We start from the raw sequence: 16,592 nt of genomic DNA, 5'->3' as shown, positions 1-16,592 counted from the left end.
CCCCCCCCCCCCCCCCGCCCCCCCCCCCCCCCCCCCCCCCCCCCCCCCCCCCCCCCCCCCCCCCCCCCCCCCCCCCCCCCCCCCCCCCCCCCCCCGCCTCAGCGCCCCGGACGCCGCACGGAGGTGCGACGGGCGATCTCGGCCTGGAGCCTGGCCATCTGCCAGTGCAGCTCGATGAGCTGCTCGGTGAGCTGGAGACGCGGAATCTCGGACGGGTCCTCGACGGACAGGTGGTCGATCGCGGTGGACAGGTCTCGCATCGCGCGCCCCCACTCCATGACGGCTTCCTCGGATCGAAACAACGTTCGAATCATACCGGAACACCGAACACGCTGTCAGTCCATTGCCCCCCGTGTCACATCCACGCCCCCGCTTGACGTCCCGGCTCGATGTCCCGCCCTGATGTTCCGTCCGGGAACGTCCCGGGGGCCCGTACCCGCCCACCGGCCTCCGTTCGCGGAGAGGCTCCCGGTGCGGCCCGGCACGTCCCTCGCCGGTCCGGGGACGGACCGGTGAGAGGCCGGCGAAGGCCGGTGAGGAACGGGCCGCGGAGCGCCGTGGGCCCGTGGCGGAGTCCTGCGCGGCCCCGCGGGACCGTGGAGGGTCGTGCGGGGCCGCGCGGGGCCGTCCGGGACCGTGCGGGGCCGCGCGCCGGGTCCGGGTGGCCGGACCGCGACGCGCCGGCGCCGTGTCAGTTCTGGTACTCGGGAACGATGTAGCCGCGGGCCAGGGTGTGGGCGGTGATGTTGAAGCCCACCACGGCGGCGGAGGCGTCGGCGTCGACGCCGAGCTTCTCCACGTCGAGGGCGTGCACCGCGAAGATGTAGCGGTGCGGGGGGCCGGGCGGCGGGGCGGCGCCGCCGTAGGCGAGCGTGCCGTAGTCGTTGCGGCCGTGCACGCCCACGCTCGTGTCGGCGGTGCCCGCACCCGAGGGCAGTTCGGTCGTACCTGCGGGGATGTCGAACAGCAGCCAGTGCCAGAACCCGCTGCCGGTGGGCGCGTCGGGGTCGAAGCACGTCACGGCGTAGCTGAGGGTGCCCTCGGGGGCGCCGGACCAGCGCAGGTGCGGGGAGACGTTCTGGCCGGTGGCCCCCCAGTCGTCGAACACGTGGGTCTCGGCCAGGCGCTCGCCGTCGCGCACGTCGTCGCTCTCGACGGTCAGGGCCGGGACCGGGGGCAGCAGGTCATATGGAATCGGTGGCCGCGTGGACACGATTCACCTCCGATGGGAGCGTCTTGTCGGTCGCCCCTCATCCTGCCCGCGATCGGATCCCGTAGCGACCGGAGGCCACGACGATCGGATCCCGTGACCCGTGGGGCCGGCCACGCCGGAGCGGGCCCGGTGGAGCAGGCCCGCCGGGGATCGCCACGGCCGGACCCCGTGGCGATCGCCTCCGTGCGGTCAGCCCTTGTTGTAGGCGGCCAGGACCGTCTGCGGGTCGCCGTCCATCTTGATCTTGCCCTTGTGCAGCCAGATGACCCGGTTGCAGGTCTCCTCGATGACGTCCAGGTTGTGCGCGACCAGGAAGACGGTGCCGGCCTGGTCGCGCATCTTCTTGATGCGGTCCTGGCTCTTGCGCCGGAACTCGCGGTCGCCGGTGGCCAGGGCCTCGTCGATGAGCAGCACGTCGTGGGACTTGGCCGAGGCGATGGCGAAGCGGAGCCTGGCGCCCATGCCGGAGGAGTAGGTCGACATGGGGAACTGCACGAACTCCCCGATGCCGGAGAAGTCGACGATGTCGTCGTAGGTCTCTTTGACCTGGGCGGGGTTCATGCCCATCGCGTAGCAGCCGAGCACGATGTTGCGCTCACCGGTGAGCTCGCGCATCAGCGCGGCGTTGACGCCGAGCAGGGAGGGCTGGCCGTCGGTGTAGACCGCGCCGGAGTGCGGGGGCAGCAGGCCGGCGATGGCGCGCAGCAGCGTGGACTTGCCGGAGCCGTTACGGCCCACGATGCCGATGGCGTCACCGTGGCGGGCCACGAAGGACACGCCGCGGACGGCGTGCACCTCCTTCATCTGCGGCCGTCCCTGGCGCTTGACGAGGCGCATGAGGGCGTTGACCGCGTTGCCCTTCTCGGTGTCGCTGGCCGCCCCGTACACGCGGTAGATGATGTGCAGGTCGTCGACGATGACCGTCGGGTCGCCCTCGGGGGCGGCGCCGCCGCCGGCGGCGGGTTCCGGGGCGGGGTGCACCCTGACGTCCGTGCTGGGCACGGCCGGCTCCTCGGCCTTCACTCCGGACAGCTCCTCGGTCAACTCAGCCACGGCCGTACTTCTCCTCGGCTCGCCAGAAGTACCAGAAGCCGCCGAGCAGAGCGAACACCGCCCAGAATACGCAGACGCCCCAGATGTAGGGACGGGGCTCGTGCGTCTGCATCAGCAGGTCCCGCATGAGCTCGATGTACGCGGCCGCCGGGTTGAAGTACATGACGTCGGCGACCCACTGGGGCAGGCCGGCGCCGTCGGGCCCCACGACCTTGTCCTCGATGGAGAAGAACACGCCGGAGGCGTACAGCCAGGTGCGCATGATGAAGGGCAGGAGCTGGTTCAGGTCGCGGGCGGTGGCGCCGACGCGGGCCAGGACCAGGCTGGCGCCGATGTTGAACATCGTCTGCAGCGCCAGGGCGACCGGGATGAGGAGCCAGTACAGGGTGAGCGGCTCATCGGTGAGCAGTACCAGGCCGAACAGCACGCCCATGGAGATCAGCAGCTGCTGGAACTCCTGGATCGTGTAGGCCAGCGGGAGCGCGGCCCGGGGGAAGTGCAGGGCGCGGATCAGCGACAGGTTGCCGGAGATCGCCCTGGCGCCACCGCTCACCGAGCGCTGGGTGTAGGTGAAGACGAACATCCCGGTGATGAGGAAGGCCGGGTAGTTCTCGATGTCCTTGTTCGCGCCGAGGATCAGGCCGAACATCAGGAAGTAGATCGCGGCGTTCAGCAGTGGCGTGACGACCTGCCACAGCTGGCCCAGGGCGGAGTTGCTGTACTTCGAGACGTTGCGGGAGGTGGCGTACGTCGTGATGAAGTGACGTCGTTCCCACAGTTGACGCAGGTAGACGGGCAGACTGGGGCGTGCGATGGCACGCCGAAGTCCGTAACGCGCGGCGAGCTTGGCCAGCGGCTCTTGCCCCTCTGGGGGGTTGCCGTTCTTCGGGCCACCCGCCTGGGCGTCCGCGATCGCGGATTCCGGCTGGCTCATGGCAAGGACTCTATTGGATGCGAGTGGATGAAGTGCCTGCGGCGGTCTGCCGCCGCACACATTGGACGGGTTCCCCGGGCCGGAGGTTCCACGGCAATTGTGAAGTTCGTCGGTGGCCGCCCCGCGGGACCGGGGAAGGGTCGGCGCGGTCCCCACCGGGGGTCATGGCCGAGTAACGGACATGGGGATCCCGGCCAGAGGGGATTTTGACATGACCGTTGACGTCTGATGTAGGGGCTGATGTCGGATTTGTAGAAACCTGCCAAGACGGATTCACCGAGGTGGCGGGCGTATGACGCGGAATCGGCATATGCGTGACCTAACTGCAACATCGCAGATACAAGCCGATACGGAACGGTGAGGAATAGTCGCGACCGATCGGTGTGGCGTCAGCACCCGAACCGGAACCAGCGGGAAGCAGGAACCACAAGATCCTCCTTCGCGGTGCCCGGTTAACGGATCTCAGTGCCGGCGCAAGCCTGCAAAGGGAGGATTTACCGCAATGCTGCGTGTTACCAAGGGTGCGCGGGCTGCCGCCGGCACCGCGCTACTCGCCCTCGCGCTGGCCGCCTGCGGCAGCACGGAAACCCCCGGCGGGGGGTCGGCCGCCGCCGACCTGCCGGTGCGGATGGAGCTGGGTGAGCCGCAGAAGCTCTTCTACCCCGGCGACACCACCGAGTCCGAGGGTGCCGAGGCGATGGCTGCCATGTTCTCGGGGCTGGTCAGCTACGACGAGCAGAAGCAGGTCGTCAACGAGGCCGCCGAGTCGATCGAGACGACCGACAACAAGGTGTGGACGATCAAGCTCAAGCCCGGCTACACCTGGCACAACGGCGAGAAGGTGATCGCGCAGAACTACGTCGACGCCTGGAACTACGCGGCCAACCAGGACAACGCGCAGGGCGCCAACGGCTTCTTCAGCCGCATCGACGGCTGGGCCGACCTGAACCCCGGTGAGGGCAAGACCGTCTCCGTCAAGGAGATGAAGGGCCTGAAGGTCGTCGACGAGTCGACCTTCACCGTCACGCTGAGCCAGCCGTTCTCCCAGTTCAAGACGATGCTCGGGTACACCTCGTTCTATCCGCTGCCCAAGGTCGCCTTCGGCCCCGACGGCAAGATCACCGAGGAGTACGCCAAGAAGCCGATCGGCCAGGGCTACTTCCAGATCGACAAGCCCTACAACAAGGGCACCGACCAGACGATCGACCTCACCCGGTACGACAAGTTCCCCGGGGAGAAGCCGAAGTTCGCCAAGCTCCAGTTCAAGCTCTACACGAGCCAGGAGACCGCGTTCAACGACCTGGCCGCCGAGAACCTCGACCTGCACGACTCGCTGCCCCCCTCGGCGATCTCCCGCGCCAAGTCGGAGTTCGGCGAGCGCTACATCGACGAGCCGGACGCGGGCATCGGCTACATCGGCTTCCCGCTGCAGTACAACAAGACGTACGCGGACGTGAGGGTCCGCGAGGCCGTCTCCATGGCGATCGACCGCAAGACCATCGCCGAGACGGTCTTCTCCGGCACCCGCGCACCCGCGGACGACTTCATCAACCCGCTGCTGCAGGGCCATCGTCCCGGCGCCTGCGCGGTCTGCGCCTACGACCCGGCCAAGGCCAAGGCCCAGTACGCCGAGGCGGGCGGCCCCAAGACGCTGGAGCTGGGCTACAACTCCGACGGCCCGCACAAGGAGTGGATCGAGGCCGTCGCCAACAACCTCCGCGCCAACCTGGGCATCGAGGTCACGGTCAAGCCCTTCGAGAAGTTCGCCTCGATCCTCGACGAGCTCGACAAGAAGACCTACGGCGGGCTGTTCCGGATGGGCTGGGCGATCGACTACCCGTCGGCGGAGAACTACCTCACCCCGATCTTCTCCACCGTCGCGATCAAGACCGGTTCCAACTACGCCGGCTGGTCGAACAAGGAGTTCGACGAGCTCCTCGCCAAGGGCGACACCGCCGCGACGATGGAGGAGAGCCTGAAGTTCTACCAGCAGGCCGACGACGTGCTGATCAAGGAACTGCCGTACATCCCGGTCTACTTCTACCGGATGAACGCGGCCCACTCCCAGAAGGTCAAGAACGTCAGGATCAACCTTCTCAACCAGATCGAGTGGTCCGAGTTGGAGAAGACCGGCTGACGAAGGGCCGAGCGCCGGGCGAGGGTCCGGCCTCACTGGCCGCCCGGGGCCGGTCCCGCGCACCGCGATCCGCCGGTGCGCGGGACCGACCCGGGCACGTACGGGAGACTTGAATGGGCCGCTACATCCTCCGACGCCTGATCCAGGCGATACCTGTCCTGGTGGGCGCGACCCTGCTCATCTACGCCATCGTCTTCGCGCTGCCCGGTGACCCCATCGCGGCGCTGGCGGGCGAGAAGCGCATCGACCCCAACATCGTCAACATCCTGCGCGAGCAGTACCACCTGAACGACCCGTTCCTGGTGCAGTACTGGTACTACGTCACCGGCCTGTTCACCGGTGACCTGGGCACCACCTTCAGCGGGGTGCGGGTGAGCGACATCCTGGCGGGCAAGTTCCAGGTGACGATCAACCTGGCGGTGACCGCCCTGGTGCTGGAGGCGGTCATCGGCATCGGCCTGGGCACGTACGCGGCCCTGCGCCGCGGCCGCCCCCTGGACTCGATGATCCTGGCCTCCACCCTGGTGCTCATCTCGGTCCCCACCCTGGTGACCGGCTTCGTGCTGCAGCTGCTGCTGGGCGTGAAGCTCAAGCAGGCCGGGATCGACCTGTTCCCGGTCGCGGGCGTGTCGGAGGGCTGGCGCAGCTACCTGCTGCCCGGGTTCGTGCTCGCGGGGACGTCGATCGCCTACCTCACCCGGCTCACCCGGGGCAGCCTGGTGGAGATCCTGCGCGCCGACTACATCCGCACCGCGGTGGCCAAGGGCCTGCCGCGCCGGAGGGTCGTCGGGCGGCACGCGCTGCGCAACGCGCTGATCCCGCTGGTCACCTACCTGGGCGCGGACCTGGGCCAGCTGATGGGCGGCGCGGTGATCACCGAGACGATCTTCAATCTGCCGGGCATCGGACAGCAGCTGTTCAGCTCCGTCTACCTGCGGGAACAACCCGTCGTCGTCGGCATCGTGACCATGCTGGTGCTGATCTACATCCTGGCCAACCTGATCGTCGACCTGCTGTACGCCGTGCTCGACCCGAGGATCCGCTATGAGTGACACCCTCATCCCGGCCGGTGGGCAGACCGGGTCCCCCGGGCGCTTCCGCCGGGGAAGGGGCTCCGGTCCCAAGGCCGCGAGCCTGTGGAACGACGCCTGGTACGACCTGCGCCGCCGGCCGCTGTTCATCGGGGCGTCCTTCCTGATCGGCATCCTGGTCACGATGGCGATCGTCCCCTCGCTCTTCACCTCGGTGAACCCGTTCGACGCCACGACCTGCCAGCTGTCCGACGCCCGCAAGGGCATGAGCGAGCTCCACTGGTTCGGCACCGACAACCTCGGCTGCGACGTCTACGCCCGTACCGTCCACGGAGCCCGCAACTCGATCGTGGTCGGCCTGTCCACCACGATCGTCACCGCGCTGGCGGGCGGTCTGCTCGGCCTGCTCGGCGGGTACGCCGGAGGCTGGGTCGACTCCGGGTTCTCCCGGGTGGCGGAGATCTTCTTCGCGATCCCGTCGATCCTGGGCGCCCTGCTGATCCTGGCGGTCTTCCGGACCGGCAACGTGTGGACGGTCATGCTCGCGCTGGCGGTGCTGACCTGGCCGATGACGTACCGGATCATGCGGGCCGCGGTGATCACGGCCAAGAGCCAGGACTACGTGCTCGCGGCGCGGGCGCTCGGCGCCTCCACACCGAGGATCATGTTCCGGCACATCCTGCCGAACGCGGTCGCCTCGGTGATCGTGGTCGCCACCATCAACCTGGGGTACTTCATCGCCGCCGAGGCCGGGCTCTCCTTCCTCGGCGTGGGCCTGCGCTCGCCCGACATCTCCTGGGGACTCATGATCTCCGATGCCCGGGAACGCTTCCTGGAGGCTCCGTGGGCGCTGCTGTTCCCGGCGCTCTTCCTGAGCCTGACGGTGCTGGCCTTCATCATGCTGGGTGACGCCGTCCGCGACGCCCTCGACCCGAAGCTGCGGTAGGGGGACCTGTGAAGAGGACCGTGACCCCGGCGACCTCGCCGGTGCCGGACGGGAACGTGGCGGCCGGCGAGCCGCTGCTCGTCGTCGACGACCTGCACGTGGAGTTCGTGACCAGGCAGGGCGTGCTCAGGGCGGTCAACGGGGTCAGCTACTCGCTGAGCCCGGGGGAGACGCTCGCCGTGCTCGGCGAGTCCGGTTCGGGCAAGTCGGTGACCGCGCAGGCGATCATGGGCCTGCTCGACATGCCGCCGGCCCGCATCCCCCGGGGCGAGGTGCGCTTCCGCGGCACCGACCTGCTCACCCTGTCCGAGGAGGCCCGCTCCCAGATCCGCGGCCGGAGGATCGCGATGATCTTCCAGGACGCGCTCTCCGCGCTGAACCCGGTGTTCACCGTCGGCGCCCAGATCGGGGAGATGTTCCGGGTGCACCGCGGCATGTCCCGGCGCGACGCCCACAAGAAGGCGATCGAGCTGATGGACCGGGTCCGCATCCCCGCCGCCGCGCAGCGGGTCGACGACTACCCGCACCAGTTCTCCGGGGGGATGCGCCAGCGCATCATGATCGCGATGTCGATCGCGCTCGACCCGGAGGTGCTGATCGCCGACGAGCCGACGACCGCGCTCGATGTGACCGTGCAGGCCCAGATCATGGAGCTGCTGGCCGAGCTGCGCCGGGAGAGCGACATGGGCCTGATCCTGATCACCCACGACCTCGGCGTGGTGGCCGACGTCGCCGACCGGATCGCGGTGATGTACGCCGGGCGGATCGTGGAGCACGCCCCGGTGCACGACATCTACCGGGCCCCCGCCCACCCGTACGCCAAGGGGCTGCTCGACTCGATCCCCCGGGTCGACCAGAAGGGTCAGGAGCTGTACGCCATCAAGGGCATGCCGCCGAACCTGCTCGACATGCCCTCGGGCTGTTCCTTCCACCCCCGGTGCCCGTACCGTCAGGACGACTGCGTCACCGACCCGCCACCGCTGTACGAGATCGACCCGGCGCGGAGCAGCGCGTGCCACTACTGGAGGGAGGTCCTCGATGGCAGCCACGGGTGATCCGATCCTTGAGGTGCGCGACCTGGTCAAGCACTTCCCGCTGACCCAGGGCGTCATCCTGCGCAAGCAGGTCGGCGCGATCAAGGCCGTCGACGGGGTCTCCTTCGACCTGCGCCGGGGCGAGACGCTGGGCATCGTGGGCGAGTCCGGCTGTGGCAAGTCCACGCTGGCCAGGCTCCTGATGGCGCTGGAGCGGCCGACCTCGGGCTCGGTACGGATCAACGGCCAGGAGATCGCCCGCGCCAGGGGCGGCGCGTTGAAGCGGGTCCGCCGCAACATCCAGATGGTGATGCAGGACCCCTACACCTCGCTGAACCCCCGGATGACCGTGGGCGACATCATCGGGGAGCCGTTCGAGATCCACGGCGAGGTCGCCCCCAAGGGGGACCGGCGCCGCAGGGTGCAGGAACTGCTGGAGGTGGTGGGCCTGGACCCCCAGCACATCCACCGCTACCCGCACCAGTTCTCCGGCGGCCAGCGCCAGCGCATCGGCATCGCCCGGGGGCTGGCGCTCCAGCCGGAGATCATCGTCTGTGACGAACCGGTCTCCGCGCTGGACGTGTCGATCCAGGCGCAGGTCGTCAACCTGCTGGAACGGCTGCAGGACGAGTTCGGGCTGGCGTACGTCTTCATCGCCCACGACCTGTCGGTGGTCCGGCACATCTCCGACCGGGTCGGGGTGATGTACCTGGGCAAGATCGTCGAACTGGGCAAGGACACCGAGATCTACGACCGGCCCGCCCACCCCTACACCCAGGCGCTGCTGTCGGCCGTGCCGGTGCCCGACCCCGAGGGACGCGAGCGGCGCGAGCGGATCATCCTTCACGGGGACCCGCCCTCCCCGGCCGATCCGCCGTCGGGTTGCCGGTTCCGTACCCGGTGCTGGAAGGCCGAGGAGATCTGCGCCACCGAGGAGCCCGCGCTGGTGGTCAGGCCCGGCACCGCGCACGCGAGCGCCTGCCACTTCGCCGAGACGCACGACGTCGTGCACATCTGACGTCGTGCGCGTCTGACGTCGTACGCGTCCGGCGTCCCGGGCGGTCGGGGTCACGTGCGTTCGGCGCGTCGGGCGCGCGGGACGAGGGCGCGACGTGGCGCGCGGCCGGTCGGGGCCTGTCGGGGCCCGCGCGGACCGGGCCCGCGCGGGACGGTCCGGTGACGCGAAGAGGCGCGGCCCCCACCCGTGACGGATGGGGGCCGCGCCCCGTCTTGCCTACCGCGTGATCCTCGACGTGCTAGAGGACGGCGTACTAGAGGATGTCGACGCCGACGCCGCCGATGCCGACGAGGCCACCGATGCCGACACCGTGGCCGACGCCGCTGCCGCTGCTGATGATGTTGCCGCCGCCGCCGATGTTGTTGCCGCCACGGCCGAAGCCGCCGTGGTGGCCGAAGCCGCCACCGTAGACGCCACCGCCGTAGACGCCACCGCCATAGACGCCGCCACCGTAGACGCCGCCACCGTAGACGCCGCCGCCGTAGACGACCCCGCCGCCGTAGACGCCGCCGCAGCCGGCCGCGTAGACGGTGGGAACCGCGACGACGGTCGGGCAGGCGACGACCGGAGTGCTGACGACGCCGACGCCGCAGCAGTCGGCCTTGGACTTGGCGGCCTTGGCGACCTTGGCCTGCGCCACCGAGGTGACGGCGGCCTTGGAGGCGGTGGAGGAGGTGGCGGCGGACGCGGCCGCGGCCGGTGCGATGACGGCGATACCGACGCACGCGGAGGTGATGAGAAGACGACGAATCATTGTTGGTTCCCCCTGGAAGGAAATCGTCGCGGCAGTGTTCTGGGCCCTTTTGAACGGACCGTCTGCACGCGGCTACTCAAAGTAACGGGAGTGAGACTATCCAGCGACATGCTTTCTGGAGGGTCAAGAATGGTCAGGTTGTGGCAATGATCGCGGGGCCGTGTCCGGAGGGGCCCTGATCGATCGCCGGCCCGATCCGCGCCTCCCGCGCCTCCCGCGCCTGGCGCGCCTGGCGCGCGGCGGGCGCACCCGTGCCGGGTTCTCCCCGTCGCGGTACGGGGGGCGTGGCAGAAACCCGTCCGGGACGGGAGGCGTGGCAGAAACCCGTCCGGGACGGGAGGCGGGCGGTCCCGCAACGATCGCGGGCGGTGCCGGGCAGGCCGCGCGACACCGTCGTCCACGGTGAGCCGGCCGTCGGCCCCGGGTACGGCCGAGGACGGGCCGCACGCAAGCACTTGCTAGGTGCGATCCTCTTCCGGAAGGGCCGGGCCGGACCTGCGGCGCATGGCCACCGCGCGCCCCGCCAGGGCCAGGGCGAGCAGGACCAGCGAGACGTAGGTGTCACGGGCCGCACCGGGCGGGGAGGCCCCGCCGACGGGGGAGGCCGCGGCCGGCTTCCGGCCGGAGGGGGGAGCGGGGGTGCCCGGCCCGGCGGCCGGTGACGGCGGCCGGGGCCCGCCCGGAGCGCGGGTGTCCGAGGGGCCGGGCTCGCGCGCCACCTCGTACGCGGACCGGGGGGCGGGGGGCGCCTCGCGGGCGCTCCGCCCGGGGCGAGCCGCTCCGGGCGCGCCCCGGGTGTCACGGGTGTCACGGGTGTCGGGGGTGTCACGGACGTCGCGGGCCGGTTCGCGTCCGTTCCGGAGGTCGTGTACGGGGCTGCGCCGTCCACGCGGGTCACGGAGCTCACGAAGGTCACGGAGCTCGCGTGCCGGTTCACCGGGACGGCAGGCGATCGAGGCCGGGTCGTGCGGGTGGCGGGCGGCCCGGGGCGCGACGGCGGCGCGGAGGAGGGCCGGGGCGGTGGCCACCGCCGTCGCCGGGACCCGGCCGGAGACGAGGCGCGCGGTGTCGGGCTGCGGGACGGACGTGACGCTCAGGGCCGCCGCCACGCAGAACGGGGCGGCGGTGAGCGCCACCGAGCCCCTCACCGTGCGATCCCCGGGCGGCGGGCGGGCAGGGCGCCCTGCGGGGTGCCGGGTGGACCACAGGGCGCAGGGCCGGGCGGGACGACGGGGGGACCAGCGGGTGGGCCACCGGGCGCAGGGCCGGAGGGGACGGCGGGTGGGACGCCGGGCGGGGCGGGGGGTGGGATGCCGGGGGGACCGCCGGGCGGGGCGGGGGGTGAGGACGCATGACAGGCGGGTGCCCGGCCGTGCGGGAACGCCGGAGGGAGCGGGAAGGAGAACACGGTGACCTCGTCGGGAGGGGGCGGGGTTACACGTCACCGGGATTCTGACACGCGCTCTTCCAGGGAGGACGACGCTTCAGTAAACAGACCGATACATACAGTGATTACCTTTAGATGCCTCTATTGGGCACGTAGTCACATATGGCGGGACCCCAGGGAGAGCCGGACATGGGCCCCGGGCGGCAGGCCCAGCCTCTGCGAGGCGTCACCGGCGTTGACGCCCAGCGCGACCAGCCCGGCCGAATCGGTGAACGCCACCACGTCGCCCGGCGGGACCGCCGTGAACGTCTCCCTGAACGGCACCGACAGCCGTCGCCTGCCCAGCCAGACCACCAGGGTGTCGCCCGGCGTGATGCCCAGGCTCACCAGGTCGCCCGAGCCGATCGAGAGCTGGGCGTTGCCGTACCGGTCGATCGAGAGCACCTCCCCCTCGGCGTACCCCTCCTGCACGGTCGAGGTGGGCGCGGGCAGCGAGACCAGGCGGCCCAGCGGGATCTCCGGGCCCAGCTCGGCCGGCCGGCGCCCGATCGCCAGGTGCGCCGCCACCGGCGCGAACAGGTCGCGCCCGTGGAAGGTCGGCGAGACCGGCTTGAGGAAGAGATCGCCGTTGGACAGCTCGTAGGCGGCCCGCGCGCCCCCGCTCGCGTTGATCGCCCACGACAGCAGCCCGTTGTCGGGCCCCAGGAACACGTGCTCCCCGGCCTCGACCGCCACGGCCCTGCGCGCTCCGCCGACACCCGGGTCCACCACGGCGACGTGCACGCCCGGCGGGAGGTAGGCGATCGTCTGGGCCAGGATCGCCGCCCCGCGCCGTACGTCACCCGGCGGCACCAGATGGCACACGTCGATGATCCGCGACTCCGGCGAGATTCCGACGATCACGCCGTGACAGGCGGCGATGTAGCCGTCCTCCAGGCCGTAGTCGGTGAGAAGGCTGATGACAGAGGTCACACCTGGTGACTGTACGTCTCCACATCCGTCATGAACAGCGCGAAATTCCGGACTATCCTGACTTCTGGTCGCGCACGCGGTGCGATCCCCGCCCGTCCGGCCGAGGAGGAAGCAATGGATCCCGCGCCGACCCCCGGCGACGGCGCCGCAGCCGAGCCTCCGTCGCGGGCGCTCACCGAACAGGAGCGGGAACTGCTCGCCTTCGAACGGCGATGGTGGCGTCACGCGGGCGCCAAGGAGCAGGAGATCCGCCAGGTCTTCGACCTCTCCGCGACGCGCTACTACCAGCTGCTCAGCGAGATCATCGAGCTGCCGGCGGCGCTCGCCCACGATCCGATGCTGGTCAAACGCCTGCGTCGGCTCCGCGAGACCCGCCGCCAGGAACGCGCCGCCCGAAAGAGGGGCTTGCGCCCCTGATGGTGGGGTACGACCGCTCGGGCGGGCGCCCGCGCCGGGGTCTCCCGGTGGGCGCCGCGCGGACGGACCGGAGCCGGGCGGCATGACGGCGAGGACACGACATGACGGCGAAGACACTCGACGGGCTGAGGCGGGCATGAGGGCGAACACCACCGACGGACTGAAGGCGATCGTCGCCGACCCCGCGGGGGCGGTGATCGGGCTCGACTTCGACGGCACGCTCTCCCCGATCGTCCCCGACCCGGCCGCGGCCAGGATCGCCCCCGGCGGGGCCGAGGTGCTGACCAGGCTCGGCGGTCTCATCGGTTCCCTGGTGATCGTGACCGGCCGGCCGGCCGCCGTCGCGGTCGAGTACGGCTCCCTGGCCGCGGTGCCCGGCCTGGTGGTGCTCGGTCACTACGGCCTCGAACGCTGGGAGGCGGGCGCGCTGGCCGCGCCGCCCGTGCACCCGGGCCTGGACGAGGCCAGGGCCGGGCTGCTCACCCTGGTCGCGGGCCTGGACGGGGTCAGGATCGAGGACAAGGAACGGGCGGTCGCCGTGCACACCCGTCAGGCCGCCGACCCGTGGGCCACCCTGGAGGCGCTGGCCGGGCCGGTGGCCACGCTGGCCGCCTCGGCCGGGCTGACCGTGGAGCCCGGCAAGCTCGTGCTGGAGCTGCGCCCGCCGGGGATCGACAAGGGGGTGGCGCTGGACGCCTTCCTGCGCGAGCGGGCCGCCCGGTCGGTGTTGTTCGCCGGGGACGACCTGGGCGACCTGCCGGCGTTCGCGGCCGTGCGCGGCTCGGGGCTGCCGGGGGTGACGGTGTTCAGCGGGTCGCCCGAGATCGAGGTCGAGGCCGACCTGGTGGTGGACGGGCCCACGGGGGTGCTGGAGCTCCTCAGCTCGATCGCCGACGCGATCGAGAAGGAGACGACCGGCTGAGGGCGGGCGCGTCCCCGGCGGTGCCGATCAGCAGCCCGGCCAGGGCCGCCCCGATCAGCGCCGGCACCAGGAGGAACGCCGTCCGGGTGCCGAACCCGTCGGCCAGCGCGCCCAGCACGAACGGGCCCACTCCGAGGGCGACGCTCGTGATGATCGAGGCGATCGCGGTCGCCTGGTTCCGCCGTCCCCCGGAGACGGCCAGCAGCCGGGAGAGCGCCATCGGGAAGTGCAGCGCGACGCCCAGCCCGGAGAGCGCCAGCCCCGCGTACGAGAACGCGGGTTCCGTGCTCAGCCAGAAGACCCCCCAGCCGGTGGCCGCGACCAGCAGCGCCCCGATGAACAGGACCGTCGGCGCGATCCGCAGGGCCAGCCACGCCCCCGCCAGCCGCCCGGCCGCCATCCCGGCGGTGAACGCCGCGACCGCGGTCGCGGCCACCGCCGGAGACAGGCCGGTCCGGTCGGAGAACAGCTTGGCCGCCCACAGGTTGAAGCAGAACTCCGCGGCGACGCAGCAGAACAGCACGATCCCGGCCAGACGGAAGCGCCGTCCCAGGCGGGCGCCGTCCCCGGGCGAGGCGTCCACCCCGGGCGAGGCGTCCACTCCGGGCGCGGCGTCCATCCCGGGCGAGACGGGCCCCGTCTCGGCCGCGGCCGGGCGCTCGGGGACGCGGACGCGCCCCATGAACAGTGCGAGCAGCACGGTCAGCACGGTGGGCACCACCAGCGCCGCCCGCCAGCCCAGCGTGCTCTGCGCCGCGACGCTGACCACGAACGGCACCCCGATGCCGACGATCACGCAGACCGCGTTGGCCTCGCTGATCGCCGCCGGGCCCGCCGGGCCGTGGCGGTCGTCGAGCGACGCCATGCCCGTGTACATGGTGAGCGAGGCCATCCCGCTGGCGACGCCGTAGCCGAGCAGGGTGGCGGGCAGGACGGTGGGGGCCGCCGCCACCAGGAACGTTCCGGCGCTCATCCCGGCCATCCCGGTCCAGATCACGGCCCGGCGGCCGATCCGGGCGGTCAGCCGGGGGAGCGCGAGGCCGGTGAGGATGCCGCCGACCGCCATCGAGGTGCCGTGCAGCCCGGCGACCGCCTGGGAGAGGCCCTGGTCGATCCGCAGCAGCGGGAGCGCGGCGCTGAGGCCGTACAGGTAGGTGGCGAAGACGCCGAGCTGGAGGTAGACCAGCCAGGTCGGGCGGTCGCGGACCAGCCGGACGGGCGCGGTCACGATCACCCTGATCTCCCCCGGACGTCGAAAAAACTGAAACGGCCTCGGAAACTATCTCATAGAGGTCTGAAACTCCGCGCTCAGGCGAGGGCGTCGAGCTGCTCGGCGAACCACCGGTGCGGGGGGAGGGCGGTCGCCGCCGCGGCCAGCAGGCCGCCCCTGCGGGAGCGTTCGCCCTCGGGCATGGTCAGGCCCTCGTGCAGCGCGGCGGCCGTGGCCGAGACGTCGTAGGGATTGACCGTGAGGGCGTGCTCGCCCAGCTCGGCGGCGGCGCCCGCCTCCCGCGAGAGCACCAGCGCGCTGCCCGGCGACAGGATCGGCCCCTCCTTGGCGACCAGGTTCATCCCGTCCCGGATCGGGTTGACCAGCAGCACGTCGGCCAGCCGGTAGGCGGCCAGCGACCGCGGGTAGTCGTCGTCGACGTTGAGGATCAGCGGGTCCCAGTCCTCGGTGGCGTACTCGTCCTCGATCTCCTTGGCGCAGCGCTGCACCGCCGCGGTGTACTCGCGGTACTCGGGCAGGTCGTGCCGGGAGGGGTAGGCGAAGGCCAGGTGGGTGACCCGGCCGTGCCACTCCGGATGGGCCGCAAGGAACTCCCGGTAGGCGACCAGGCCCCTGACGATGTTCTTCGACAGCTCGGTCCGGTCGATCCGCACGATCAGCCTGCGGTCGCCCACCTGGGCGCGGAGCGCGGCCATGTGCGACTCCACGTCGGGCTCCCCGGCCCGCGCCCAGAGCGCCTTGCCGTCCACGCCCAGGCTGTGCGTGCCGACCCGGGTGGTCCTGCCCGCGTGGGTCACCGTACGGGCGCCGGGGTCGACCGAGGCGCCGAGCACGGTCCGGCAGCAGTCCATGAACGCGGTGCCCCAGCGCTCGGTCAGGAAGCCCGCGTGGTCGGAGCCCAGGATGCCCTCGAGCAGCTCGGCCGCCACGTCGTCGGGCAGCAGGGCGAAGTACTCCGGCGGGGCCCAGGGGGTGTGCGAGAAGTGCGCCACCCGCAGGTCGGGCCGCTCGCCCCGGAGCATGGCCGGGACCAGGCTGAGGTGGTAGTCCTGCACCATCACCCGCGCCTCGTGCGGGGCCTCCTCGGCCAGCGCCATGGCGAACGCCTCGTTGTAGGCCTGGTACGACTCCCACTCCCGGCGGAACCTGGCGTCGAAGTGCGGCATGTTGGGGGTGTCGTAGAGGAGGTGGTGGACGAACCAGAGGGTGGAGTTGGCCACCGCGTTGTAGGCGCGGTGGAAGGTCGTCGGGGGGATGTCGAGCATCCGCAGCGCCCCGGTGTCGTAGCCCGCCTGGTCGAGCCGGCCGCCGGGCGCCAGCCGCACCGCGCCCCGGTCGCCGTCGGACAGTGCCGCGCAGACCCACAGGGCGCCCATGTCCCTGGCGACCGCCGACAGCCCCGACACCAGGCCGCCTCCTCCCCTGCGCATGGACAGGGAGCCGTCCTCGGAGAGGGTGAAGGAGACGGGGCCCCGGTTGGAGGCCACCAGGATCGCTTTCATCAGATCCCTTCACTGGCTAGGGACACGCCTGTCCTGAAGGT

Annotated in this window: 16 protein-coding genes; 7 read left to right on the top strand and 9 right to left on the bottom strand. The window is 71.3% G+C overall.

The window, feature by feature from the left end; genetic code table 11:
- Positions 1 to 98: 98 nt before the first annotated feature.
- The 4 genes from ACIBCT_RS29485 to ACIBCT_RS29470 form a co-directional block, all read right to left on the bottom strand.
- A complete protein-coding gene (locus tag ACIBCT_RS29485; RefSeq protein WP_399194030.1) occupies positions 99 to 302 on the bottom strand; it encodes a hypothetical protein in 204 nt (67 codons plus the stop codon).
- A 389-nt stretch (positions 303 to 691) separates the two neighbouring features.
- Positions 692 to 1,213, bottom strand: a complete 522-nt coding sequence (locus tag ACIBCT_RS29480; RefSeq protein WP_399194029.1) for a YbhB/YbcL family Raf kinase inhibitor-like protein — start codon at positions 1,211 to 1,213, stop codon at positions 692 to 694.
- 189 nt (positions 1,214 to 1,402) lie between these two features.
- The gene (locus ACIBCT_RS29475; RefSeq protein WP_399194027.1) at positions 1,403 to 2,266 is read right to left on the bottom strand and encodes an ABC transporter ATP-binding protein; all 864 of its coding nucleotides are present in this window, start codon (positions 2,264 to 2,266) and stop codon (positions 1,403 to 1,405) included.
- A complete protein-coding gene (locus ACIBCT_RS29470) occupies positions 2,259 to 3,200 on the bottom strand; it encodes an ABC transporter permease (RefSeq protein ID WP_399194025.1) in 942 nt (313 codons plus the stop codon). The genes ACIBCT_RS29475 and ACIBCT_RS29470 overlap by 8 nt, the downstream gene beginning before the upstream one ends.
- Positions 3,201 to 3,702: 502 nt before the next feature.
- Between ACIBCT_RS29470 and ACIBCT_RS29465 the strand changes: the two genes are divergently transcribed.
- The 5 genes from ACIBCT_RS29465 (at position 3,703) to ACIBCT_RS29445 (ending at position 9,366) form a co-directional block, all read left to right on the top strand.
- Entirely contained in the window at positions 3,703 to 5,337 is a 1,635-nt protein-coding gene (locus ACIBCT_RS29465; protein WP_399194023.1) for an ABC transporter substrate-binding protein, read from the top strand.
- A gap of 113 nt (positions 5,338 to 5,450) precedes the next feature.
- Complete coding sequence (locus tag ACIBCT_RS29460) at positions 5,451 to 6,389, top strand: ABC transporter permease (RefSeq protein WP_399194021.1); 939 nt, start codon at positions 5,451 to 5,453, stop codon at positions 6,387 to 6,389.
- A complete protein-coding gene (locus tag ACIBCT_RS29455) occupies positions 6,382 to 7,314 on the top strand; it encodes an ABC transporter permease (protein ID WP_399194019.1) in 933 nt (310 codons plus the stop codon). Before ACIBCT_RS29460 ends, ACIBCT_RS29455 begins: the two co-directional genes overlap by 8 nt.
- 8 nt (positions 7,315 to 7,322) lie before the next feature.
- Positions 7,323 to 8,369 (top strand): ABC transporter ATP-binding protein, encoded by a 1,047-nt coding sequence (locus ACIBCT_RS29450; RefSeq protein WP_399194017.1) that lies wholly within the window; start codon positions 7,323 to 7,325, stop codon positions 8,367 to 8,369.
- Complete coding sequence (locus ACIBCT_RS29445) at positions 8,353 to 9,366, top strand: dipeptide ABC transporter ATP-binding protein (RefSeq protein ID WP_344899715.1); 1,014 nt, start codon at positions 8,353 to 8,355, stop codon at positions 9,364 to 9,366. The genes ACIBCT_RS29450 and ACIBCT_RS29445 overlap by 17 nt, the downstream gene beginning before the upstream one ends.
- A gap of 253 nt (positions 9,367 to 9,619) precedes the next feature.
- On the opposite strand, the gene ACIBCT_RS29440 is transcribed toward ACIBCT_RS29445, so the two are convergent.
- The 3 genes from ACIBCT_RS29440 to ACIBCT_RS29430 all read right to left on the bottom strand — a co-directional run bounded on the left by ACIBCT_RS29440 (position 9,620) and on the right by ACIBCT_RS29430 (position 12,479).
- Positions 9,620 to 10,120, bottom strand: coding sequence for a hypothetical protein (locus ACIBCT_RS29440; protein ID WP_399194015.1), 501 nt, complete (start codon positions 10,118 to 10,120; stop codon positions 9,620 to 9,622).
- A 458-nt stretch (positions 10,121 to 10,578) separates the two neighbouring features.
- Positions 10,579 to 11,268 carry a hypothetical protein gene (locus ACIBCT_RS29435; RefSeq protein ID WP_399194014.1) on the bottom strand — a complete coding sequence of 230 codons (690 nt, stop codon included), beginning with the start codon at positions 11,266 to 11,268 and terminating at the stop codon, positions 10,579 to 10,581.
- Between the two features lie 395 nt (positions 11,269 to 11,663).
- Positions 11,664 to 12,479, bottom strand: coding sequence for an SAM-dependent chlorinase/fluorinase (locus ACIBCT_RS29430; protein ID WP_344899709.1), 816 nt, complete (start codon positions 12,477 to 12,479; stop codon positions 11,664 to 11,666).
- A gap of 114 nt (positions 12,480 to 12,593) precedes the next feature.
- Here ACIBCT_RS29430 and ACIBCT_RS29425 point away from each other — a divergent pair, with 114 nt between their 5' ends.
- Complete coding sequence (locus ACIBCT_RS29425) at positions 12,594 to 12,896, top strand: DUF3263 domain-containing protein (protein WP_399194013.1); 303 nt, start codon at positions 12,594 to 12,596, stop codon at positions 12,894 to 12,896.
- A gap of 136 nt (positions 12,897 to 13,032) precedes the next feature.
- Complete coding sequence (otsB, locus tag ACIBCT_RS29420) at positions 13,033 to 13,818, top strand: trehalose-phosphatase (protein WP_399194012.1); 786 nt, start codon at positions 13,033 to 13,035, stop codon at positions 13,816 to 13,818.
- On the opposite strand, the gene ACIBCT_RS29415 is transcribed toward otsB, so the two are convergent.
- Both ACIBCT_RS29415 and ACIBCT_RS29410 read right to left on the bottom strand, forming a co-directional pair.
- Complete coding sequence (locus ACIBCT_RS29415) at positions 13,775 to 15,052, bottom strand: MFS transporter (protein ID WP_399194011.1); 1,278 nt, start codon at positions 15,050 to 15,052, stop codon at positions 13,775 to 13,777. The two genes, otsB and ACIBCT_RS29415, sit on opposite strands and share 44 nt — an antisense overlap.
- A gap of 74 nt (positions 15,053 to 15,126) precedes the next feature.
- Positions 15,127 to 16,551: a trehalose-6-phosphate synthase gene (locus tag ACIBCT_RS29410; protein WP_399194009.1), complete on the bottom strand. Its 1,425-nt coding sequence runs from the start codon at positions 16,549 to 16,551 to the stop codon at positions 15,127 to 15,129.
- Between the last annotated feature and the right edge of the window lie 41 nt (positions 16,552 to 16,592).

Source organism: Streptosporangium sp. NPDC050855, assembly GCF_044456585.1.
Lineage (GTDB): Bacteria > Actinomycetota > Actinomycetes > Streptosporangiales > Streptosporangiaceae > Streptosporangium > Streptosporangium longisporum.
The sequence above is the reverse complement of the archived record's forward strand: the minus strand, read 5'-3'. Positions and strand labels throughout refer to the sequence as shown.